Origin of the sequence: Pseudoduganella ginsengisoli (assembly GCF_009720865.1) — a bacterium.
Lineage (GTDB): Bacteria > Pseudomonadota > Gammaproteobacteria > Burkholderiales > Burkholderiaceae_D > Rugamonas > Rugamonas ginsengisoli.
Genome location: NZ_WNLA01000016.1, coordinates 131,815 through 153,185 on the forward strand (window position 1 = coordinate 131,815; position 21,371 = coordinate 153,185).

The following is a 21,371-nucleotide window of genomic DNA, read 5'->3' on the forward strand; positions in this document are numbered from 1 at the left end:
AGTGCCAAATGACACGCGCCATTGCCGGGGCACTGATGGCCGCTGTTGCGGGCAGCAGTGTTGCCCAGACCGGGCAGAACACGACCAGCAATTTCCAGTATGACCAGATGGGGAACCTGACCCAGCGCACCGACCCGCTGGGCAATGTCACCAACTTCAGCTATGACGCGCTGTACCGCATCAAGCAGTCGATCCAGCCGGTTCCTGCCGCCGGTGTGGCCCGGCCCACCACCAACTTGACGTATGACGGCATTGACCAATTGAGTACGGTGGCCGATCCGCGCAGTTTGACGACGACGTACACCAATGACGGCCTGGGCAACCAGCCTGGACTGGCCAGCCCGGACACTGGCGCGACGGCCCGTACCTTCGACCTTGCCGGCAATATGCTGACCAGTATCGATGCACGCGGCAAGGTGAGCACCTATACCTATGATGCGTTGAACCGCGTTACTAGTATCAGCTATGGCGGTGGTACGCCGACCACGCTGGAATATGATGGCGGACCATCCGGCGCGCCCAATGCGATTGGCCGCTTGACGAAAATGACGGACGAATCCGGCCAGACCACCTACGCGTACGACCAGGCGGGGCGCTTGCTGAGCAAAGTGCAAACCATCACGCATGCGCTGGGGACGGTCAACCGCACGGTCTCCTATGCCTATGACAGCAATGGCCGGCTTGCCAGCCTGACTTATCCAAGCGGTAACCGGATCGACTATGCCTATGGTACGGATGGCAGGGTTAACAAGCTTACGCTGCACCCATCTGATTCCAATGGCGGCACCGATACCGCGACGTCGATCGTGTTGCTGGACCAGGTGCTGTATGCGCCGTTCGGCGGTGTGCAAAGCTGGGCCTGGGGCAACAGCAGCGAAGCGGCACCCAACATGTATGCGCGGACGTTTGATCTGGACGGACGGCTGGTTTCTTACCCGTTAGGTAGTGTGATGCGAACCGTCACCTACGACGCGGCCAGCAGGATCGCGGCACTTAACCATACGGGGACCGCCAATGCCGCCAGCTATAACCAGACCTTTACCTACGATGGCCTGAGTAGGCTGCTGACATACACCGGCAGCACTGGTACGCAAAGTTTTGCCTATGACGCCACGGGCAATCGTACCCAGCTGAAAATCGGCGCCAGCACTTACAGCAACACCATTGCGGCGACCAGCAATCGCCTGGCCAGCACCAGCGGGCCAGTGCCAGCCAAGAGTAATGCATTTGATGCGGCCGGCAATCTCACTGGCGACGGCACTGTTAGCTACACCTATAGTGAACGTGGCCGGATGAAGACCAGTGTGTATGGTGGGGTGACTACCAGCTATCTGTATAACGGCATCGGGCAGCGTACCAGCAAGACGGGGACGACCACGCCGACTGGCGCCGCAGCGTACGTGTATGACGAACAAGGACGTCTGCTAGGGCAGTATGACGCCAGCGGGGCGGTGTTGCAGGAGACGGTGTTCCTGGGGGATCAGCCGGTTGGTGTGTTGAAGCAGGTTGCCAGTGGTACGCCGGCAGTGGTGACGACGTCGGTGGGCTACATTTATTCCGACCACATCAATACGCCGCGGATGATCATGGCTGCGGCCAGTAATAGCGTCGTGTGGAGCTGGCTGGACGCTGATCCATTCGGCATGGCGCAGCCGGTTGAAAATGCAAGTGGAACGGTATTTACATACAACGCGCGCTTTCCCGGGCAGTTGTATGACAAGGAGACTAACCTTCATTACAACTACTTCCGGGATTATGATCCGCAAACTGGACGATATGTGCAGAGTGATCCGATTGGTTTGCGTGGCGGGATCAATACCTTCGGCTACGTTCTCGGTAATCCACTAAAGTACTCTGACCAGTACGGGCTGGCACCTGGCGATCATTTCTATACGGCAGAAGCTGCTGCCCGTGATGCAATACACTACATAAACCCTAGGTCGATCGCAGAGAACCGGGAATATGGTGGATGGATATATAAAGATCGAAATCGTGGTCCTGGTTATACGTATGACGAACCAACTCGATTTGGTCCAGCCGGCGGGCATATGCCATCCAAACCAATGATTGCACCAGTATATGGGGCCTACCACACCCATGCAGCTTACGATCCTGACTATGACAACGAGAACTTCTCTCCGGAAGATAAAGATATGGGAGATCGACTTGGGTGGCCAACATATCTCGGTACGCCTAGCGGTGCGATTAAGCGTTACATGCCTGATCCACAAAGAGCACGCCGAGGTAGAGTGGGTCGGATTGTGAATAAAGATTTAAACAATTGCGAATAGGAGTAGGGCCATGATTTTAAATAAAAGAATTTTTCTATTTTTCATGGTGTTGTTTCAGTTTCTTTTTTCGAGTATAAGTGTTGCTTCCAAGGAGGGCATATTGGGTTGGTCTGATTTTTCAATTAGTTCAAAAGGGCCTGCTGCGACAGGAGTGGCAAAAATCGTCGGAACGCAAACGGAAAATGGTATCGCCAGTCTTCAGATTGAGGCTTTTGGTAAGAAAGTTCAATTAAATGGACTGCAGTTGAAGTCCCTAGAAGGGATGAACATAAACGGAATGCAATTGACTTTTGAGAAGAAAGATGGTGATGGAATTCGGCTTTTTATTGTTATATCTAGGGGATTTTCATCGGGTTTAGTGAAGTCAAAACTAATTGAAATGGATGAGAAGGGAAATATTGCCGTTTCTGAACCTTAGTAATACAACTACTTCCAGGGGCGAGAAGTGTTTAGCAGAACGTAAACGTCGTGAAGAAGAAACTTGTCCGAATCCGTAGCGGGAATTGTGGAATGGTAAAAAGAGGAGCTTTCATTATGAATGTAGGGTTCGACAACTACCCGTGAGATTGAGGTTGAGTTAATTTTAAAAAATTGGGACGGTGATTTCCCCGAAGGATGCCCCCGTCTTGATCGTAATTATTTTTTGAGGATTGCCGAGGACAAGGGAGTGGATTGGTCATTAGTGAGGACATGCTTGCTACTGCCGATTTGGATAAGGCGATAGTTGATTTTTTTATCTCCATTGCGGAATAACGCTAACGTATTGAAATCCTATTCACCGCTTATAAGAGTGGCGGTTTATAATCGTGCATTCTCCTGCACCCTTTACTTGAAATCTCTTCCATTGATCATGCAGTTTGGCGCTGAGCTGGAAATTAACGTGTATCCAACATCGGACTATGAAAATGAAGATTCAAAGGATTAATTTTTCAACCCAAGATATCGCGGCTGCTGATGAATATGGCGTTACTCTGTATATGAGTGGCCCTAACGGAAAAATGAATATATATCGACCTAAAAAACGAAAAGGTTCTATTTCTTCTAGGAAGCGTAATAGCTCCTACACGCAGTCTTGTGAAAATTGAGCACTAGAGGTAAAAATGCGAGTTGCAAGCCTTGGTATCGTTATAATGGTCGCCATTGCAGCGACTTTTCTCAGCGCTAGGGCGAACGCCCAAGAGTTGTCAACTGTAAGGAAGTTACTTGTAGAGGATGATGCAATTAAAAGATCAATTGAGATTCTAGGCCAAGATGGAACCGAAATTACAGCGTATCGCGCGCGAGCCGAGAAGTTAGATCAGCCGGCAGATTTTGGTTTAAGACTAACTGAAGCACAGAAGCGTGAGTTGAGATTGACGTTGCGCGGAAAAGTATATTGGATGGTACGTATCGATGTCCTGAATGACGCCGAGAATGGTAAAAAAAATATACTTTGGACGAGGCGAATACTTATTGATGCGGATACTGGAAAGGAAATTTTTTTTCCAACGGCATCAAGGACGCCGAATTGAAATCCTTGTGTGGATGAACAAAACGATTATCGGTCACATACTGTGGTAAAACGCATACTGTTACTGTCAGGGCAGGCGGCGGGAAAACGATCGCCAATTTCCCTGCGAATGGCTAGTAAAGACCACGATCCTTTTGTAAGGATCTATGAACTTTGCAATCAGGGAAAGCTCGGTGCAGCGTTGAGGATATTAATTGATCCTGCTACGTGTCGATTGCGAAAAAAATTCCGATTCGATTGCAATCATGCTTGGTATTGTGTTGGTGACATTCTTTTTAAGCAAAGGAAGATAGAAGAGGCGGGCAATGCATTTAAGAAATCTTTGCGCACGCGGTTGGATGACATTGATGCTCTTATGGCTGTGGGAAATTGTTATGATGAGTTGCGACGCCCAAGAATTGCTGAAAGGTATTTTCAACGAGCGCTAGATTTATCTCCACAAATTAAGAATAAGAAGCGCCAATCGATCATGCTGAACTTGGGAAACTCGATTTTTGACCAAGGACAATTCGGACGGGCCGCTGGAATTTACAAGCAACTGCTTCGAGTGCGTGGAGAAATTGGCATTAGAGCGAGAAAAAATCTATCAATTGCAAAAAATAGCATCTAGTAACCATTCTGACAGGCTCCGTAATAGGATCGCGCGTGGTTACTTCGACGTCACCCATAGTATGGTTTGGGATCCCGTGCAGTTTGCATTTCCAAAACTGCCGGTATCAAGTTAAGCTACAGGCCCGATGTCCGGATTGTAGGTTCATTGATTTGCAGCCAATTGCTTGCAATTGTGCATTGAATTGCGGTCCCTACCGGGATGGGGGCCTTTTTAGGGGCCTTGAACCATAAACAGAGCTTTTGAAGGCGGATTTTCCCTCTGAAGAGCCACTTCAGTACGAATCCCACCGCCTCCGCCAGATACCTGAGAAAAGCCCTTGATTTTCAAGGGCTTTTTTCTTTTCGGGACTCGGCTTTTCTCTTGGCCGTGTTGCGCATATAACTCAGAACGCACGGTAAAAAGCCATGGCCAAAACTGCGCGTGCTGTGCCACTGCGGGGCAGCACCGACACTAACCGCCGACTTGCTGATATTTTTAGCGAAAGTTTGACGCTTGCGCTGTCGCCCAAACTCGCTTAATGGTATAGCTGCCTATAAATTGTCGTGCCATCCAGGAGCATGCATTATGCGCAAAGTTACTGCAGGTCCACTGACTTTTATCGGTAAGAGCAGCGCCAGCATGGCGTGTCGTGTGTTGCCTCAAGGCTGCCTGTAAAATGGCTCGCCCGCAGACACAACGTGAAGCGCTGACTGCAGTCGATACCGCATGGCTGCGCATGGATCGCCCGAGCAATTTGATGATGATTTGCGGCATGCTGATGCTTGAAGCGCCAGTCGGATTGCAGCAGTTGCGCGACGTGATCCGCACACGCATGCTGTGCTTTCACCGCTTCCGCCAGCGCGTAGCCGATGCTGCCGGCAGTCCGTACTGGGAAACCGATGCGGAATTCGACCTGGACTGGCATGTCAGGCACATGGCGCTGCCTGCCGGGGACACGGCGCTGCAGGAAGTTGCCAGTGACCTCTTCAGTACCCCGCTGGATCCCGCCCGGCCGATGTGGCAGTGCCATTTAATCGATATGCCCGGCACCAGTGCGGTGATCATGCGGATACATCATTGCTATGGCGATGGTTTTGCGATGTTACATGTCGTCAATGCGTTCACCGATGCGTATGCAGGCAGACCCGGCATGGCCGGCGAAGACCTGGCGCCGCAACAGCCTGCCCGTAGCGCCTGGGAACATGTGCTGGGACCTGTCACGGAAGCCGCCGGCGATGCGCTGCGCCTGGTGCAAACCGCGGCAGGCATCGGCGCCGCCGTGGTGAACGAACCCCGCATCGTACGGGGAGCCGCGCGGACAGGCGCTGACCTGCTCTATCAGGCGGCAGTGATCGCCGGCATGACGCCGGATGCGCCAAGCCGGCTGAAAGGCAAGCTGGGGGTCATCAAGAAAGTCGCGTGGGCCGCCCCCATCGCGCTGGCCGACATCAAGGCCGTCGCGGCCGTACTCGGCTGCACGGTCAATGACGTGCTGGTCGCGTGCGTTACCGGTGCGCTGGCCGCTTACCTGGAGGACCAAAGCGATACGGCTGCAAAGCTTGATTTGAGGGCGCTGGTGCCCGTCAACCTGCGGCCGCCGGGACGGTTGACGGAACTGGGCAACCAGTTCGGACTGGTCTTCCTTGATTTACCGTCGGCCATTGGCGACCCCGTGCAGCGTGCCATCGAAGTCCATAAGCGCATGGATTTGCTGAAGCAATCCACTCAGCCACAAGTGGCGCTCGCGATCCTTACCGCAATCGGCGTGGCGCCGGAGCCGCTGAAAGAACGCTTGCTGGAAGCGCTTGCGGCCAATGCCAGCATGGTTGTGACCAATGTCCATGGCCCGGACCATGCCCGTTATCTGGCCGGCCAGCGCATCACCCGCCAGCTGTTCTGGGTGCCGCAATCGGGCGGCATCGGCCTGGGCATCAGCCTGCTCAGTTATGCCGGGCAGCTTAATTTCGGGGTCGCCGCCGATGCGCGCCGCATACCCGACCCGGACCGCATCCCTCAACTGTTTGCCAGGCAATTTGAAGCCTTGCTGCTGGCGGCATTGATGATGCCATGGCCGGGCGATGCCGGCGATGGCGGCTGAGCCGCTCGCCATCTGGATCTTTTTTCATAGAATATTTGATTTCGGTCAAAACACGCAGCGCGGATGGCGCGACCGCATCAATACTGTCCTCTACAATCATTTGCAGATAACGTGCACGGTGCCGCAATCGGATGACGTTTGCGGATTCACGACAGTGGGGCTGCAATGCATAAGGTCTGGCTAGAGCATTACCCTCCGGGTATTCCTGCGGAAGTGCAAGTCGACGTGTTCAAGTCGCTGAACGCGCTGTTTGCGTGGATTTGCAGCACATACGGCGACAGGCCGGCCTTCAGCAACCTGCACACCACGCTGACCTGGCATGAACTGGAAGGGCTGGTGCACCGTTTCGCCGCCTATTTGTGCAGCGTGGCAGGACTGCGCGGCGGCGACCGGCTGGCCGTCATGATGCCCAATCTGCTGCAATATCCCGTCGCGCTGTTTGGCGCCCTGCGCGCCGGCTGTGTGGTGGTCAACGTCAATCCTCTCTATACGGCGCGCGAATTGCAGCACCAGCTGGCGGACAGCGGCGCCACGGCCATCGTGGTCCTTGATCATTTCGCCCATACGCTGGAACAGGCGCTGCCCCAGACGGCGGTCCGGCATGTCATCGTCACGCAGGTTGGCGACCTGCTGCATTTTCCCAAGGCGCAAATCGTCAACTTGCTGGTCCGGCGTGTGCGCCACATGGTGCCGGACTGGCGCATCCGCGATGCGGTCCGGTTCGCCGATGCGCTCCGGCGCGGCGCTGAATGCGCGCCGCCTGCGGTTCAAGTGGGCCGGGAAGACTGCGCCTTCCTGCAATATACGGGCGGCACCACCGGCGTGCCGAAAGGCGCTGTACTCAGCCATGGCAACCTGCTGGCCAATATCGAACAAACCGCAGCCTGGGTGACGGGCACACTGGCGCCTGGCGCCGAGACTGCCCTGGTTCCGCTGCCGCTCTATCACGTCTTCGCACTGACAGCGGCACTGACGTTTTGCAGGCTGGGCGCCCACATTGTGCTGGTCACGGATCCACGCGACGTGCCAGCGCTGATCCGGGAGCTGCGCCACTATCCGGTCAGCGTCATGATCGGCGTCAATACCCTGTTTGGCGCGCTGCTCGATCAGCCTGCATTGGGAAAAGTGCCGATGGACCGGCTGAAGCTCGTGGTGGCAGGCGGAATGGCCGTGCAGCGCCCGGTGGCTGAGCGCTGGCAGCAAGCAACCGGTCGGCCGCTGATTGAGGGGTACGGGCTGACTGAAACCGCGCCGATCGTTTGCGCCAACCCGGTTGGCCAGCATACATTTTCCGGCGCCATAGGCTTGCCGCTGCCGTCCACCGAAGTGGCCATCATGGATGATCGGGGCGAGGAACTGCCCTATGGACAAGGTGGCGAGATTTGCGTGCGCGGCCCGCAAGTCATGCAGGGCTACTGGAACATGCCGGACGAGACCGCGAGGGTGTTCCATGCGGACGGATGGCTGCGTACGGGCGATATCGGGGTGATGGATGAGAGGGGAGTTGTCCGGCTGGTTGACCGCAAGAAGGATGTCATCGTGGTGTCCGGCTTTAAAGTCTATCCGAATGAGGTCGAAGAGGTGGTGGCCATGCATCCCGGGGTGGCGGAAGTGGCGGCAATTCGCGCATCCGACCTGCACTCGGGAGAGACCGTGAAAATCGTCGTAGTGCGGCGCGACCCGGCCCTCACAGCCGAAGATTTGCTGGCACATTGCAGCCAGTACCTGACCGGCTACAAGCTGCCACGGATCGTGGTATTTCGTGCCGGCGTATTGCCCAAGTCACCGATTGGAAAAATATTGCGGCGCGTGGTATGGGCGGAAGAAGAGTCAACAGCCTCCAGCATGGCGGATACCTGAGGCAGCGGAGTCGAAGGCGTTTAACAAGGAGAGTGAACATGGCAAAAAAACGGAAAGGCGTAGCGGCCGATGAGGTGGACAGCCTGGTCAACGCAGTATCTGCGTCGGCCCAGCAAATCTGGCAGGCTGGATTGGGCGCATTTGCGGCCACGCGGCTAGACGGCGGAAAATTGTTCGAGGCCCTGGTGCACGACGGCGCGCAATTGCACAAATTGACGCGGGAGCTGAGCCGGGGCAAGGTTCCGGATGTGGCCGGCAAAGTCGGACAGTTGGCGGAAGATGTTGCGCGGCAGGCCAATGCTTCATGGGAAAAGATCGAACAGTATTTCGAAACACGCGTGGCCGGTACGCTGCACCGGATGGGCGTTCCGTCCCGTGACGATATCGACAGGCTGCGGCAAGACGTCACGGCGCTGGAAGCAGCTATCCGGTTGTCCGCAGGATCGCGCGGCGGAACGCTGGCCATTTCCCCAGCGGCCGGTACCCGTAGCCGGAAGGCGGGCCAGAAGCGGACCAGCCCGGACGGCACCAGCACCAGCACCAAGCGGGCGCACTAAAGCACCGCCACACAGATATAGGATCAAGAGGGGGCTATCATGAAAACCAACGTCGGAACTGCCGACCGGGTCCTGCGTATGGTCGCGGGTCTGGTGCTGGTCGGCCTTGCTGCAAGCGGCAACGCAGGGATGTGGGGATGGCTCGGACTGGTGCCGCTGGCGACGGGTTTCGCCGGCGTCTGTCCGCTGTATAGCCTGCTGGGCTTCAACACCTGCTCCGCATCGCATCGGCGTTAGATGGCTGCACCCATGTATGGGCCGGCGCCAGGGTGACGGCGAGTGAAAGGGATGGTTGACATGATCAGGCTGACGATCAATGGCCGCACCGTGGAGGTCAGTGACGGCGCGACCTTTCTCGATGCCGCAAGAGAGGCCGGTGTGTATATTCCTACGCTGTGCTTTCACCCCCGCCTGCCATCGCATGCCGTATGCCGCATGTGCCTCGTGCAGGTTGCAGGACAGGCCCATCCGCAGCCGGCATGTATCACGAAGGCCAGCGAAGGTGACGTTGTCACGACGGATGCCGAGGAACTGCGCCAGTTTCGGGCCATGGATGCGCAATGGCTGCTGGCGCGCCATCCCAATGACTGCATGCATTGCGAAGTCAATGGCGCATGCCGGCTGCAAAACCTGGTCAGCGAAAACCAATGGGAAGACCGCTGGGAAAAGCTGGCCCGCGGGACGGAGCGCCATCCGGAGCACAGGCTCACCGACCATACTTCGCCCAGCATCTGGCGCGACCTGTCGAAATGCGTTGAGTGCGGCTTGTGCGTGGAAGCGTGCGGCGCCAGCGGCCAGGGCCAATACGTGATTGGCTTTGCCGAGCGCGGAACCGGGCGCTTGCCGGTCACCGTGTTCGACCAGCCGCTGGCCAACACCCAATGCATTTCATGTGGCCAATGCACATCGGCATGTCCGGTGGGCGCGCTGGTCGAAACACCGCACTGGCATGACGTATTGCACACCCTGGATGGCCGCAGGCGCGTCACGGCAGTGCAAGTGGCGCCGGCCACGCGCATTGCCATCGGCGAGGAATTCGGCATGGCGCCCGGCACTGTCAGCACGGGAAAAATGATCCATGCGCTGCGCCGCCTGGGCTTTGATTACATCTTCGACAGCAACTTCGGCGCCGACCTGACCATCATGGAAGAGGCCACGGAGTTGCTGGGCCGCCTGGCTGCGCCCAGCCGGCACCGTCTTCCCCTGTTCACTTCCTGCTGCCCCGGCTGGGTCAACTGGGTTGAAATTAACCGCCCGGATCTGTTGCCGCACCTGAGCACAGCCAAGTCGCCACAGCAAATGCATGGCGCCCTGACGAAACGCAGCGCATTTGCGCGCACGCTGGGACCAGGCTTTTCCAGCGGCTGCGAGGAGCCCTACGTGGTTAGCGTCATGCCCTGCACCGCCAAGAAAGATGAAGCGGTACGGCCGGGCATGGCTGGCGACCTGGACCATGCTGTCACCACGCGCGAACTGGCCAGGATGATCAAGGCGCGCGGCATCGCCTTCCATGCGTTGCCCGACGATGGCGCATTTGACCAGCCGCTGGGCGCCAGCACGGGTGCGGCGCAGATCTTTGCCGCTTCAGGGGGCGTCATGGAAGCGATGGTGCGGACGGCAGCCCATTTTGCCGGCGTGGAAGAATCGCTGCCCTTGGAATGGCAGCCACTGCGCGGCGTTACGCAAGGCGTGAAAACTGCGCAAATCCCGGGCCTCGGCAAGGTTGCCATCTGCAATGGCATTGCCACCGCGCAGCGCTTGCTGGAAACAGAAACTTGGCGCGACGAATTCATCGCCATCGAAGTCATGGCCTGCGTGGGTGGTTGCCTGGGGGGCGGTGGCGAGCCGAAATCCATGGATCCGCAGGTGCTGGAAAAGCGCATGCAGGCGGTGTACAGCATCGATAAACAGGCGCCGAGGCGCCGCTCCTATGAAAATCCGGATGTCCAGGCATTGTATGCAGAAGAACTGGAGGCGCCCAATTCCGTGCAGGCGCATGCGCTGCTTCACACCAGCTATGCGGCGCGCAACTCCAGCCGCCTGCTGCTCATGCGCTTTCTGGATTGCGTAGACCGGCGCGATGGCAGCAGCGCGGCGCGGCTATGCCATCCTGACGTCGTGTGGCAGACAGCATCGCGCCATGGCGATTTGCACGGGGCCTTGCAGATTCAAGCGTTCATCGACACGCAATTGCCGCCCCGCCGGTATGGACCGGCATTTTTGCGGCACACGATGGCATCTGCTGCGGATCCGGAAGACTTGACGGTGATAACGCCAGCGGGCGAGCGGTGCGCGTTTCACGTGGAAGCCGAGCTTGCGCCTGCAGACGGAATACCGGCAATGCTGATCAAGCGCCTGGTGCGGATTCCTGGACACACTTCGATTGCATAAGGGGGAAATATGCGCAAGCTATCGAGCGCACACCATGACCCGGTGGCGCAACTGGTGCACTGGGCCACGGCGGCACTGGTGCTCAGTGCTTTCATCGCCGCGCCGGAAGAGCATGGCGCACAGGCCGCCGGCAACAGCATAAGGCTGCAGTTGCACGAGACACTGGGACTCGCTGTATTCGGCCTGAGCGTGGTCCGCGTGCTTTGGCGCTTCGCTGCTGTGCGGCCGGTACCGGCCGCCACGGTGCGCTGGATGGCGCTCGCCGCAAGCAGCATGCATGGGGTGCTCTACCTATTGCTCTTTTCTGTGCCATTGTCCGCGATCGCCAGCGTATGGCTGCAGGGGCACGCATTGACGTTGTTTGCCGGGATCAGTATTTCGCCGATGCTGGCGCCGTCGCCAGATGCCGGAGAGGCCATGGCCGAAGTGCATGAATGGCTGGGCGATGCCTTGCTATGGCTGGCCGGATGCCATGCGTTGGCCGCGCTATTTCACCACTATATTTTGAAGGATGGGATATTGCTCTCGATGTTGCCGCGCTGGCGGCGCTGAACAACGAAAGGAGGACACCATGGGACGGATTGCAATTGTGACCGGTGGTACACGCGGCATCGGGGCCGCCATAGCCGGCCGCCTGAAAACAGCAGGGTATCACGTTGTCGCGGTCTTTCACGGTAACGTGACCGCAGCGGAAGCGTTTCATCAGGAGACCGGGATAGCGGTCCGTCAATGGGATGTCAGCGATTACCAGGCGTGCGCAGACGGTATCGCGACCGTGCGCGATATGCTGGGTCAGGTTGACATCCTGGTCAACAATGCAGGCATTACGCACGACGTCATGCTGCACAAGATGGCGCCGGAACAATGGCACGCCGTGATGGCGACGGATTTGACCTCGTGTTTCAACATGTGCCGCGGCGTCATAGGCGGCATGCGCGAGCGCGGGTTCGGGCGCATCGTTAATATCTCGTCAGTCAATGGCCAGCGTGGCCAGGCGGGGCAAACCAATTACGCGGCCGCCAAGGCCGGCATGCTCGGTTTTACGCGGGCGCTGGCGCTGGAATCGGCGCCGAAAGGCATCACCGTCAATGCGGTGGCGCCCGGCTATATCGCCACTGAAATGGTCGGGGCGATGGACCAGGTCTTGCTGCAACGCATCGTTGCACAAATTCCGGTCGGAAGGCTCGGCAAGCCGGACGAAGTGGCGCGCATCGTCGAATTGCTGGTCAGCGACGATGCCGGCTATATCACCGGCGCGACTTTCAGTGCCAATGGCGGCCAGTACATGGCATAGGCGGCTAGAAAGGGCAGCGCCGCCGCATCATCCGTCAGGCCGGGGCAACCGTGAATAGCGTCATCGCGGCCTTGCACGGCGAGACCACCCAGGCTGTCCTGGTCCACGGCGTGGCGGCGCTGGCCGGACTGCTGCTCTACATCGTGACCACCCGCAATTGAGCCGATCGCCGTGCTGGCCGGCACCCGCACGCTGCGGACTGCCGGCGGCGAGTCCGTACCCGTACCGGTAGGGGATTTCGCGTGGCGCGTGCTGCATGAGGTGGCCGGCGCCGATGTCCCGACACCTGCCAGCCTGATGATTGGTGAAGCGTACCGGCCGGGTTTGAAAGATGCACGCAGTGTTTCACTGCCTGGCAGCAAGGGCGTGACCGGTTATTCCTGCTGCCGCAAGCCTTCGGAGCTATAGCTGTTGCGCGGATTCCATAGCATCCAGCCATCGCTGCCCGCTTGTTCCGCTGCGTGGATCTGGGCGCGGATTTCATCGGCATCGAATGGACGCCGGTCGAAGGCATAATCGCGGAACGCTTGCAGCCACGGACGGAAGCGCAGCGGCGCAATACCGGTCCGGGCCGCCGCATGCTGCAAGGTCTGCAATACAATGTCGTAGGGCTGCCGCACGGGATCGGGTGCGCCTGGAATGCCGAACTGGAAGCCGGATGGGTAGAGCATGGGCGACAGGTAATCCACGGCCTGCGACAGCGCCGCAAGATTCTGGCCGATCGATGTGTCGTTGTTGTTCCATGCGGTGTAGCCGAAGACGTCGGCTGCCAGGAAAACGTTGTAGGGCGCCAGGCGCCGGTGCGCGGCTTGCAGGAAACCGGTGACCGCGGCAACGCGGTTGGCCTCGGTGTTCGGCTGTGAAAACAGCAGGCCACGGCTGTCAGGGAAGCGCACGTAGTCGTACTGGATTTCATCAAAGCCCATTGCCGCCGCTTCGGCGCCCAGGTCGAGCAGATAATCCCATGCTTCGCGCTGGAATGGATCGATCCAGGCAAAGTGTTCGCGGTCGCGGAACAGGCTGCCATCGGCAGCTTTTACGCTCCATTCCGGATGCGCCTGCGCCAGCAAGTCGTCCTTGAAGGCGACGATACGGGCGATCAGATAGATGCCTTGCTCTTTCAGTAACGCCACGAGTACGCCCATGTCCTGCACCGTGGTCAGGCTGCGCGCTCCGCACTGCGCGGCTTGCGCCACAGCGCTGGGATAGGGTACCAGGCCGCGGTCGCCCTTGATGTCGATGACAAGGGCGTTCAGTTCGGTGCTGCTTAGCAGCTTGAGCGCCGCATCGCGCACAGCGGGATTGCCGGCGCCATACACGGAAAGGTACAGCGCCTTGGGGCGCAGCGGCACTAGCCGTATCAGCGGCGCCTGGCTGCTGTCGCCGGCCCACGTGACACTGGTGCGCTGGTAGCCGACGGCGCGCGCCTGGACATGCTGCGTGGTTGACTGCAGCTGGTAGTGGCCATCTGCATCGGTTGTGACTGCCATGCCGTTGGCGGTCACGGTGGCGCCGGCGACCGGGCGCCCGTTAACGGCATCGGTGACCCGGCCCTCAAACGCCAGCGCCAGCAGCGGCACGCATAGCATCAGCAGCGGGAACAGGAACAGGCCCTGCGCAGTGGCCGTCAGGCGCGTCAGCAGGGCAAGCGGAGGTATTAGCACTGTTTTCTCCCGTGCGGTTTGATCCTGATAGCAATTTAGCTGTGCAAATCGCAAAAAACGTTGATCAGGATCAAAGGAGAGTCAATGCGGACCGGGCAGCCGGCGTTTAGCCCATTCCACGCATAGCAGGTAGCCGGCAAGTATTGCGCACAGTCCCGGCCAGTACGCAGCGGGCATCGTCTGCAGACCGAACAGCGGCGCCAGCGGCGACCCTGGCAGCCACACCCCGCACAGGCAAACCAGCATGGTGGTGGCCAGCAGGGCAGGGCTGGCCCTGCTTTGCACGAAAGGCAGCCGGGCAGTCCGGATCACGTGGACCGCCAGCGTTTGCGACAGCAGCGATTCAACGAACCATCCGGTCTGGAACTGGGCGCCCGTGGCGTGCAAGCCGAACCACAGCCAGGCATAGGTCAGATAGTCAAACAACGAGCTGACGCCGCCCAGAAGCAGCATGGCATGGCCGATATCGCTCATGTCCCAGCGGCGCGGACCCGCCAGGGCGCTAGCGTCAACCCGGTCGGACGCCAGCGCAGTCTGCGACACGTCATAGAGCAGGTTGTTCAGCAGAATTTGCAGTGGCGCCATGGGCAGGAACGGCAACAGTATGCTGGCGCCCAGCACGGACACCATATTGCCAAAGCTGGCGCTGGCGCTCATGCGCAGGTATTTCGTGATATTGACAAACACTTGCCGGCCTTCGCGCACCCCTTCGCTGACCGCCATCAGGCTTTTGCGCAGCAAAATGATGTCAGCTGATTCCCGGGCAATGTCTGCCGCCGTGTCCACGGAAATGCCGACATCGGCCGCCTTCAGTGCACCGGCATCATTGATGCCGTCGCCCAGGTAGCCGACCACGTGGCCGGCCCCTTGCAGCGCGCGGATCACGTCGGCTTTCTGCTGCGGCGTGAGTTTGACAAACAGCGTGGTTTGTACTGCCCTTTGCTGCAACGTTGCCGCATCCATGGCGGCAATCTCGGGACCGCTCAGCAGAAGGCTGTCCCGTAAGCCGACATGATGGGCCACGTGCCGGGTGACCGCTTCATTATCGCCCGTCAGTACCTTGACGGCGATGCCTTGGCCATGTAGCGCTTGCAGGGCTTCCAGCGCGGTGCTTTTGGGCGGGTCAAGAAAGGCGATATAACCGGCCAGCAGCATGCCGTGTTCGTCCGCATCGCTGAATGCCGCTGCTTGGGCCGGCAGCTCGCGCACGGCAACGGCAATCACCCGGAATCCTTCCTGGTTCAGCGATGCCGCCACCCGCACCAGTTCTGCCGCATGGTGCGGGTGCAGCGCTTCGGTTGCGCCATCGCGGTTGCCCTGCGTGCAGTTGGCAGCCACTTCTTCAACCGCACCCTTGCAGATCAGCAACCTGGTGCCGTCCGGGCGCTCCAGGATGACGGACATGCGGCGGCGCTGGAAGTCAAACGGCAGTTCGTCGATCTTGCGGTAATCCAGCGGCGGGGCCAGATGATGGCCTTCGATGTATTCCTGCACGGCGCGGTCCAGCAGGTTCTGCAGGCCGGTTTGGAAATGGCTGTTCAGGTATGCGTATTGGGCGACCTGCGCGGAATCTTTGCCATCGATGTCGACGTGGCGTGCGACGACGACGCGGTTTTGCGTCAGCGTCCCGGTCTTGTCAGTGCACAGCACATCCATGGCTCCCGTATTTTGAATGGCGTTTAAGCGTTTGACGATGCACTTGCGTTGCGCCATCGCCACCGCGCCTTTGGCCAGGTTCACCGTAAAGACGACCGGCAGCAATTCCGGCGTCAGCCCTACCGCCACTGCCGCCGCAAACTGGAGCGCCTGCATCCAGTCGCCTTTGGCCATGCCGTTGATCAGAAAAACCAGCGCCATCAGCAGCACCATTACCCGCAGCATCAGCGCGATATAGCGTTGCAATCCCCGGTCAAAGCTGGTCAGTTCGCGCTGTGCCGCCGCTGACTGCGCCATGCGGCCGAAATCCGTGTCGCGCGCGGTTGCGATGACGACCGCGGTAGCCGTGCCGCTGGCGACGGATGTCCCCATGAAGGCAATGTTGGGCAAGTCATACCGTGCCGGGGGCAGCTGGGCGCAGGGCGCGGCGCTTTTCTCCACGGGCATGGCTTCCCCGGTCAGGGCGGACTGGTCAATGAACAGGTCGCGGCACTGCAGGATGCGCACGTCGGCCGGTACCGCGTCGCCTGCCGACAGCAGGATGATGTCGCCCTGCGCCAGGTGCGACATTGGAATGGAGGCGGTCCGCGTGCCATCCGCTTCGCGCCGCAGCACCCGTGTCCTGGTATGCACCATGGCCAGCAGCCGCGCGGCAGCCTGGCCGGCCCGGTATTCCTGTATAAACGACAATACCGTGGAAAGCACCACCAGCACGGCAATCATGGCGCCGCCCCAGGGCTGGGCGGTGAGGAAGTTCATTATGGCCAGCCCCAGCAAGACCAGCGGCAGAGGCCGCAGGAAAGCCCGGACCAGTTGTCGTGCGGGCGATGCATGTGTTCCGCTGGCAGGTACGCTGGCGCCAGCCTGCTTGCGGCGTCGGGCAGCCTCCGGCGCCGTCAACCCTTTTTCGGTGCTGTCGAGCATCGCCAGTACGCTGCCGGCGTCCGCACGGGATCCCGACTCCGGCGTGACGGGCACCGCTTGCTGCCTGCCTGGCGCAACGGAAGGCGCGCCAGCGTGGCGCCGTTTAGCGTACGGTGCGTGCACGGCGGCGTCTAGTGCTGGTGCACATACATGCCGGGCGCATCGCACAGTGGCGGCGACCGGGAGGGAACGGGAACGATGTCCGGACCGCTGCGGCGGGCCAGCCAGCTCTCCCAGGCAGTCCACCAGGAACCCTGCTGTACCGGCGCCCTGGCATACCAGGCGTCCGGGTCGATGGACGCCTGGGCACGGTCCCCTGCGCCTGGATTGCGCCACGAAATCATGTACACGTCATATCCCCGTTCGGCCAGATAGCGCACCAGTGAGTCGTAGGAAGACAAGTCGAGAATATAGTATTTCATGATCCATGCCGGCACAAGCAGAGGGGGATGGCGCACACGGCATTGCGTTGGGGCGTGTAGCGTATCAGTCATCGGGTTCCAGGCTGCCGTGCTGCGCGGTCGTCCATGCTGTGTCAGTATGCCGGCACTGGCGCCGCACCGTTGCCCTGCCGCACCATGCGCAGCAAGTGGCGGTCCTGGGTGACGATATGAAATGGCAGCCAGTCGACCAGCGCGCGCAAGGCACGGTGCGCCGGATCGGCGTCGCCCTGCATCAGGGCCGACTCCGCATGGTGCAGGCCGGCCAGCATGCGGGCGTGCTGCGCGCGGTGCAGCGCCGCATCCGGGCACTGGAAGCTCTCCATTAATTGTTCTTCATAGCGGAAATCGGTTTCGATGCCGTCCACCACATCGCCATAGGCTGCCATGAACTGGTCTTCCGGCAGCGCCAGCGTATTGACCAGCGCTGCAAACGTCTTGCCGTGCGCCGTATCCAGCGTGGGTTCACCCAACACCATATCGGCCGGGAGGCATTGCTGTTCCATCTGTTCTCCTTGGTAGTTGTCGTGGCCGGCATGGATGCCGGCATGTTCAATGTGTCATCAGCAGGGGAATCCGGGTTTGCCTGAGCAAACCGCGGGTGGTGCTGCCCAGCACCCATTGGCGCAACCTGGTGTGGCCAAACGCGCCAGCCAGCATCAGGTCGGCGCACGTTTCCGCCGCCAGGTTGACCAGCGCGGTATCCGCTTCTTCATCCGTATCGCGCCGTACCACTTCCACGTTGCGGTTGTGGCGCGCCAGATACGCGGCCAGGTCCGCGCCCGGTTCGCCGCCGGCATCGATTTGTTCGGCTTCAGGATTGCAGACGGCAATCGTGACCTTGGCCGCACGGGCAATCAGCGGCAGGGCCAATGCGATGACGCGGTTGATCCCCATGCTGCCGTTCCACGCAATCAGGAGGTTGCTGAAGGCGGCGGAAGGAGAGGCCAAGGGCGGCACCAGCATGACCGGGCGGGCAGCGCGCGTCACCAGCGTGCCGGGCAGGGCGGCCGGCATCAGTAAGCCATGGCTGGCGACATCTTCCAGGTCAGCCACCAGCAAATCGCAATAGCTGGATTGCAGCAGCATGGCATCGGCCTGCGACACGTCGAGCATGCGCGTTTCAAACGAATTGACGCCGCATTCATTGCAGTGTTTGTCAAAGGACTGCAAGCGCTGCTGAGCCTCCGCGTGCAGCCGTTCGCAGTCTTCCGGCAGCAGCATGGAGCCGCCCTCGGCGCCGGCAGCCAGCAGGTAATTCAGTTCAACGATGCCGCTGGTGGTGGCGCCGATCAGGTGTGCGCCCATGCTGTTGGCAAGGCCGGCGGCGATGTCCAGCGTGCGCGGCGTGCCAGTAGCGCTGCTCAGGTGTACGACGATGGTCTTGTACATGGTTGGCCCCTGCGGTGATTGACAGGGGCCATGTTAGTGAACCGGATGATTAATTTATATGACCTGGGACAAGATGGTCTATTTTTCATGGCATGCCGTGCTGCCGGCGTACCGGTCTGCCGCGCTGACCGCATAGAGTTCCGTGTGGCCGAATCCGTGCCTGTAGTCCAGCAGCGAAATCACAGTGGGAAGGATACGCAGGAACAGCAGCCCCTGCCACGGCGCCGGGCCGGCCGCTTGCGCCATGCTTTTTGCCGCCGGAAATTTGTACAGGAACATTTGCGCCACGGATTCGATGTGTTCCTGTCCTTGCACGAATTCTGCCGTGCCGGCCAATGAAATGCCGCGGATACTGTTCCAGTCGGCGTAGTCCAGGTTGACGGTGGCGGACACCTTGTCGTTGCGCTGGATATTGTCCGCCTTCTGGCTGCCCAGGCCGACCGCCGTGTAAATCGCCAGGCCGTCATGCACGTAGCTGACGGTGGTTGCCTGCGGAAATCCATCGGGGCGGATGGTGGCCAGCGTCATGTCTTTGGCATGGTGCAGGATGTCGAGGATGCGGGCCAGTGCTGCCGGGTTGAGCTGTTCCATATATTGTCCCTCCGTGATTGATCGCGACAGTGCGACGGAGACCATGCTAGGAAATCAATAGTCGCTTTCATATGACCTTGATCAAAGTTTTTGTCGAAGGAGTTCGCTACGATGCCATTCTGAGTTGATGGTGATCAACACGGGAGTAGAAATTGCTATGGGCAAAGCTGACGGCAACGATGCGGTGAAAGGCTATGGCGGCTGGTATTGGCTGGCTGCGCTGGCGGCGGTTGCCCTTGCGCTTTATATCGCCGTGATCGGCAGCGAAACCACGCTGGCTTACAGCGAATTCAAGAAGCTGCTGTACGCAGGCAAGCTGTCGCACCTCATGGTGTCCGAGACCATGATTTCAGGGACGCTGCAAACGGATGAACTGGACGTGCTGCTGTTAACGGAGCGCGCACGCGAACTGCGCTGCGGGAGCAGCGCCACCTGTCCGTTTCACGTGGTGCGGGTGGCGGACCCGGCGCTGGTACCGGCGCTGGAGCAGGCCGGTGTGCAGTTTGCCGGACAGGACAGCGGCTGGTTCAGTAGTCCGCTGTGGTGGATGCTGCCGATTGCCCTGGTGCTGTGGCTGCCGGGCATGATGGCGCGCACGCCGGGCGCCGGCGGCGGCAGTGTGCTGGGCATCGGCAGGAGCCACGCGCGCATGTATGCGCTGCCGGTCACCGGTGTCAGCTTTGCCGACGTGGCGGGCATCGACGAAGCCAAGGAAGAATTGATGGAGCTGGTGGAATTTCTCCGTAATCCAGAGCGCTACCGTCGCCTGGGCGGCAGGATACCGAAAGGCGTGCTGATCGTCGGCGCGCCGGGGACCGGAAAAACATTGCTGGCCAAGGCGGTGGCGGGCGAGGCCGGTGTGCCATTCTTTTCCATCAGCGGTTCGGAATTCGTGGAAATGTTTGTCGGTGTCGGCGCGGCGCGCGTGCGCGACTTGTTTGCGCAGGCGGTGGCCAAAGCTCCCTGCATCATCTTCATTGATGAACTCGATGCGCTGGGCCGTGCCCGTGGCATCGGCGGTTTCGAGGGCGGCGCGGGCGAGCAGGAACAGACCTTGAATCAATTGCTGGTGGAAATGGACGGTTTCGACACCAACAGCGGCGTCATTTTGCTGGCAGCCACCAACCGCCCTGAAATCCTGGATCCCGCGCTGCTGCGTCCGGGGCGTTTTGACCGCCACATCGCGCTGGACCGTCCCGACCTGGCCGGGCGCAAGCAAATCCTCGCCGTGCACATGCAGCGCATCAAAACCGGCGGCGACATCGGCCTCGCCGAACTGGCCGCCAGGACGGCGGGCTTTGCCGGGGCGGACCTGGCCAGCCTGGTCAATGAGGCGGCGCTGCTGGCCGGGCGCAAAGGAAAAGACGTGGTCGAGCTGGCGGATTTTGACGAGGCGCTGGAGCGCATGATTGCCGGCCTGGAAAAAAAGACGCGGGTGATGAGCAGGACTGAAAAGGAGACGGTCGCTTACCATGAAGCGGGCCATGCGCTGATCGCGGAATCGCGTGTCCATGCGGACCGCGTGGCCAGGATTTCCATCATCCCCCGCGGTATTGCCGCGCTGGGTTATACGCGCCAGTTGCCCGCGGAAGACCGCTATTTGCTGCGCAAGACGGAATTGCTGGACAAGCTGGACGTGCTGCTCGGGGGACGGGTGGCCGAAGAACTGGTCTTTGGCGACGTTTCCACCGGCGCACAGAACGATTTACAACAGGCCACCCAGCTGGCGCACCATATGGTGCTGCAATACGGCATGAGTGAACGACTCGGCCTGGCAACCTATGCCGGTGGCGCTGGCAGCGGCGGGTACCCTGGGATGGGCGTCCGCAGCGCCGCCTATAGCGACGAGACAGCCAGGGTCGCGGACGCGGAAGTGGCCGGCCTGTTGGCTGCGTCGCGCCAGCGCGTGCGGGAATCCCTGCAGTGTATGCGGGCCCAGCTCGATGCGCTGGCGCAGGAGTTGCTGGTCCGGGAGAGCGTGGACCGGACTGCGCTGGATGCCTTGCTGGCCCGTTTTGTCTCCCGGGAACCGGGGCGGCCACCGTTGCCCCCTGCGGTGGAAGCGGTACAGGCGGATGCGGCGGCCGCAGAAGGCACAGCGTAGCGCTTGC

At 59.9% G+C, this 21,371-nt stretch carries 19 protein-coding genes; 13 read left to right on the forward strand and 6 right to left on the reverse strand.

Annotated features, from left to right (window positions below):
• Positions 1–8: 8 nt before the first annotated feature.
• From GM668_RS21240 to GM668_RS21295, 12 genes are all read left to right on the forward strand, one after another.
• The gene (locus GM668_RS21240) at positions 9–2,291 is read left to right on the forward strand and encodes a DUF4329 domain-containing protein (RefSeq protein ID WP_170305743.1); all 2,283 of its coding nucleotides are present in this window, start codon (positions 9–11) and stop codon (positions 2,289–2,291) included.
• 10 nt (positions 2,292–2,301) lie between these two features.
• A complete protein-coding gene (locus GM668_RS21245; protein ID WP_155440957.1) occupies positions 2,302–2,709 on the forward strand; it encodes a hypothetical protein in 408 nt (135 codons plus the stop codon).
• Between the two features lie 682 nt (positions 2,710–3,391).
• Positions 3,392–3,802, forward strand: a complete 411-nt coding sequence (locus GM668_RS21250) for a hypothetical protein (RefSeq protein ID WP_155440958.1) — start codon at positions 3,392–3,394, stop codon at positions 3,800–3,802.
• A gap of 9 nt (positions 3,803–3,811) precedes the next feature.
• Complete coding sequence (locus GM668_RS21255) at positions 3,812–4,411, forward strand: tetratricopeptide repeat protein (RefSeq protein WP_155440959.1); 600 nt, start codon at positions 3,812–3,814, stop codon at positions 4,409–4,411.
• A 658-nt stretch (positions 4,412–5,069) separates the two neighbouring features.
• A complete protein-coding gene (locus tag GM668_RS21260) occupies positions 5,070–6,491 on the forward strand; it encodes a wax ester/triacylglycerol synthase family O-acyltransferase (RefSeq protein WP_155440960.1) in 1,422 nt (473 codons plus the stop codon).
• 165 nt (positions 6,492–6,656) lie between these two features.
• Positions 6,657–8,351, forward strand: coding sequence for an AMP-binding protein (locus GM668_RS21265; protein WP_155440961.1), 1,695 nt, complete (start codon positions 6,657–6,659; stop codon positions 8,349–8,351).
• Between the two features lie 38 nt (positions 8,352–8,389).
• Complete coding sequence (locus GM668_RS21270; RefSeq protein WP_170305744.1) at positions 8,390–8,908, forward strand: phasin family protein; 519 nt, start codon at positions 8,390–8,392, stop codon at positions 8,906–8,908.
• A gap of 39 nt (positions 8,909–8,947) precedes the next feature.
• Positions 8,948–9,145, forward strand: coding sequence for a YgaP family membrane protein (locus GM668_RS21275; RefSeq protein WP_155440963.1), 198 nt, complete (start codon positions 8,948–8,950; stop codon positions 9,143–9,145).
• Positions 9,146–9,205: 60 nt separating this feature from the next.
• Positions 9,206–11,299 (forward strand): [FeFe] hydrogenase, group A, encoded by a 2,094-nt coding sequence (locus GM668_RS21280; protein ID WP_155440964.1) that lies wholly within the window; start codon positions 9,206–9,208, stop codon positions 11,297–11,299.
• A gap of 9 nt (positions 11,300–11,308) precedes the next feature.
• Complete coding sequence (locus GM668_RS21285) at positions 11,309–11,851, forward strand: cytochrome b (protein ID WP_155440965.1); 543 nt, start codon at positions 11,309–11,311, stop codon at positions 11,849–11,851.
• A 19-nt stretch (positions 11,852–11,870) separates the two neighbouring features.
• Positions 11,871–12,593, forward strand: a complete 723-nt coding sequence (gene phbB, locus GM668_RS21290) for an acetoacetyl-CoA reductase (RefSeq protein ID WP_155440966.1) — start codon at positions 11,871–11,873, stop codon at positions 12,591–12,593.
• A 171-nt stretch (positions 12,594–12,764) separates the two neighbouring features.
• Positions 12,765–13,001 (forward strand): hypothetical protein, encoded by a 237-nt coding sequence (locus GM668_RS21295; protein ID WP_155440967.1) that lies wholly within the window; start codon positions 12,765–12,767, stop codon positions 12,999–13,001.
• On the opposite strand, the gene GM668_RS21300 is transcribed toward GM668_RS21295, so the two are convergent.
• The 6 genes from GM668_RS21300 to GM668_RS21325 form a co-directional block, all read right to left on the reverse strand.
• A complete protein-coding gene (locus GM668_RS21300) occupies positions 12,968–14,257 on the reverse strand; it encodes a putative glycoside hydrolase (protein ID WP_371868746.1) in 1,290 nt (429 codons plus the stop codon). The two genes, GM668_RS21295 and GM668_RS21300, sit on opposite strands and share 34 nt — an antisense overlap.
• Positions 14,258–14,338: 81 nt before the next feature.
• The gene (mgtA, locus tag GM668_RS21305) at positions 14,339–16,960 is read right to left on the reverse strand and encodes a magnesium-translocating P-type ATPase (protein ID WP_371868747.1); all 2,622 of its coding nucleotides are present in this window, start codon (positions 16,958–16,960) and stop codon (positions 14,339–14,341) included.
• 8 nt (positions 16,961–16,968) lie between these two features.
• Entirely contained in the window at positions 16,969–17,331 is a 363-nt protein-coding gene (locus GM668_RS31785) for a hypothetical protein (RefSeq protein WP_155440968.1), read from the reverse strand.
• 41 nt (positions 17,332–17,372) lie between these two features.
• A complete protein-coding gene (locus GM668_RS21315; protein ID WP_155440969.1) occupies positions 17,373–17,783 on the reverse strand; it encodes a bacteriohemerythrin in 411 nt (136 codons plus the stop codon).
• 46 nt (positions 17,784–17,829) lie between these two features.
• Positions 17,830–18,669 carry a universal stress protein gene (locus GM668_RS21320; protein WP_155440970.1) on the reverse strand — a complete coding sequence of 280 codons (840 nt, stop codon included), beginning with the start codon at positions 18,667–18,669 and terminating at the stop codon, positions 17,830–17,832.
• A 78-nt stretch (positions 18,670–18,747) separates the two neighbouring features.
• Entirely contained in the window at positions 18,748–19,260 is a 513-nt protein-coding gene (locus tag GM668_RS21325) for a pyridoxamine 5'-phosphate oxidase family protein (protein ID WP_155440971.1), read from the reverse strand.
• Positions 19,261–19,417: 157 nt separating this feature from the next.
• On the opposite strand from GM668_RS21325, the gene ftsH reads away from it, so the two are divergent.
• Positions 19,418–21,364, forward strand: coding sequence for an ATP-dependent zinc metalloprotease FtsH (gene ftsH, locus GM668_RS21330; protein ID WP_155440972.1), 1,947 nt, complete (start codon positions 19,418–19,420; stop codon positions 21,362–21,364).
• The last annotated feature ends 7 nt before the right edge of the window (positions 21,365–21,371 follow it).

Excerpts from the sequence above, each read along its gene's own strand:
- GM668_RS21240 (WP_170305743.1), top strand. The coding sequence starts at position 9 with ATGACACGCGCCATTGCCGGGGCACTGATGGCCGCTGTTGCGGGCAGC.
- GM668_RS21245 (WP_155440957.1), top strand. The coding sequence starts at position 2,302 with ATGATTTTAAATAAAAGAATTTTTCTATTTTTCATGGTGTTGTTTCAG.
- GM668_RS21250 (WP_155440958.1), top strand. The coding sequence starts at position 3,392 with ATGCGAGTTGCAAGCCTTGGTATCGTTATAATGGTCGCCATTGCAGCG.
- GM668_RS21260 (WP_155440960.1), top strand. The coding sequence starts at position 5,070 with ATGGCTCGCCCGCAGACACAACGTGAAGCGCTGACTGCAGTCGATACC.
- GM668_RS21265 (WP_155440961.1), top strand. The coding sequence starts at position 6,657 with ATGCATAAGGTCTGGCTAGAGCATTACCCTCCGGGTATTCCTGCGGAA.
- GM668_RS21270 (WP_170305744.1), top strand. The coding sequence starts at position 8,390 with ATGGCAAAAAAACGGAAAGGCGTAGCGGCCGATGAGGTGGACAGCCTG.
- GM668_RS21275 (WP_155440963.1), top strand. The coding sequence starts at position 8,948 with ATGAAAACCAACGTCGGAACTGCCGACCGGGTCCTGCGTATGGTCGCG.
- GM668_RS21280 (WP_155440964.1), top strand. The coding sequence starts at position 9,206 with ATGATCAGGCTGACGATCAATGGCCGCACCGTGGAGGTCAGTGACGGC.
- GM668_RS21285 (WP_155440965.1), top strand. The coding sequence starts at position 11,309 with ATGCGCAAGCTATCGAGCGCACACCATGACCCGGTGGCGCAACTGGTG.
- phbB (WP_155440966.1), top strand. The coding sequence starts at position 11,871 with ATGGGACGGATTGCAATTGTGACCGGTGGTACACGCGGCATCGGGGCC.
- GM668_RS31785 (WP_155440968.1), bottom strand. The coding sequence starts at position 17,331 with ATGACTGATACGCTACACGCCCCAACGCAATGCCGTGTGCGCCATCCC.
- GM668_RS21315 (WP_155440969.1), bottom strand. The coding sequence starts at position 17,783 with ATGGAACAGCAATGCCTCCCGGCCGATATGGTGTTGGGTGAACCCACG.
- GM668_RS21320 (WP_155440970.1), bottom strand. The coding sequence starts at position 18,669 with ATGTACAAGACCATCGTCGTACACCTGAGCAGCGCTACTGGCACGCCG.
- GM668_RS21325 (WP_155440971.1), bottom strand. The coding sequence starts at position 19,260 with ATGGAACAGCTCAACCCGGCAGCACTGGCCCGCATCCTCGACATCCTG.
- ftsH (WP_155440972.1), top strand. The coding sequence starts at position 19,418 with ATGGGCAAAGCTGACGGCAACGATGCGGTGAAAGGCTATGGCGGCTGG.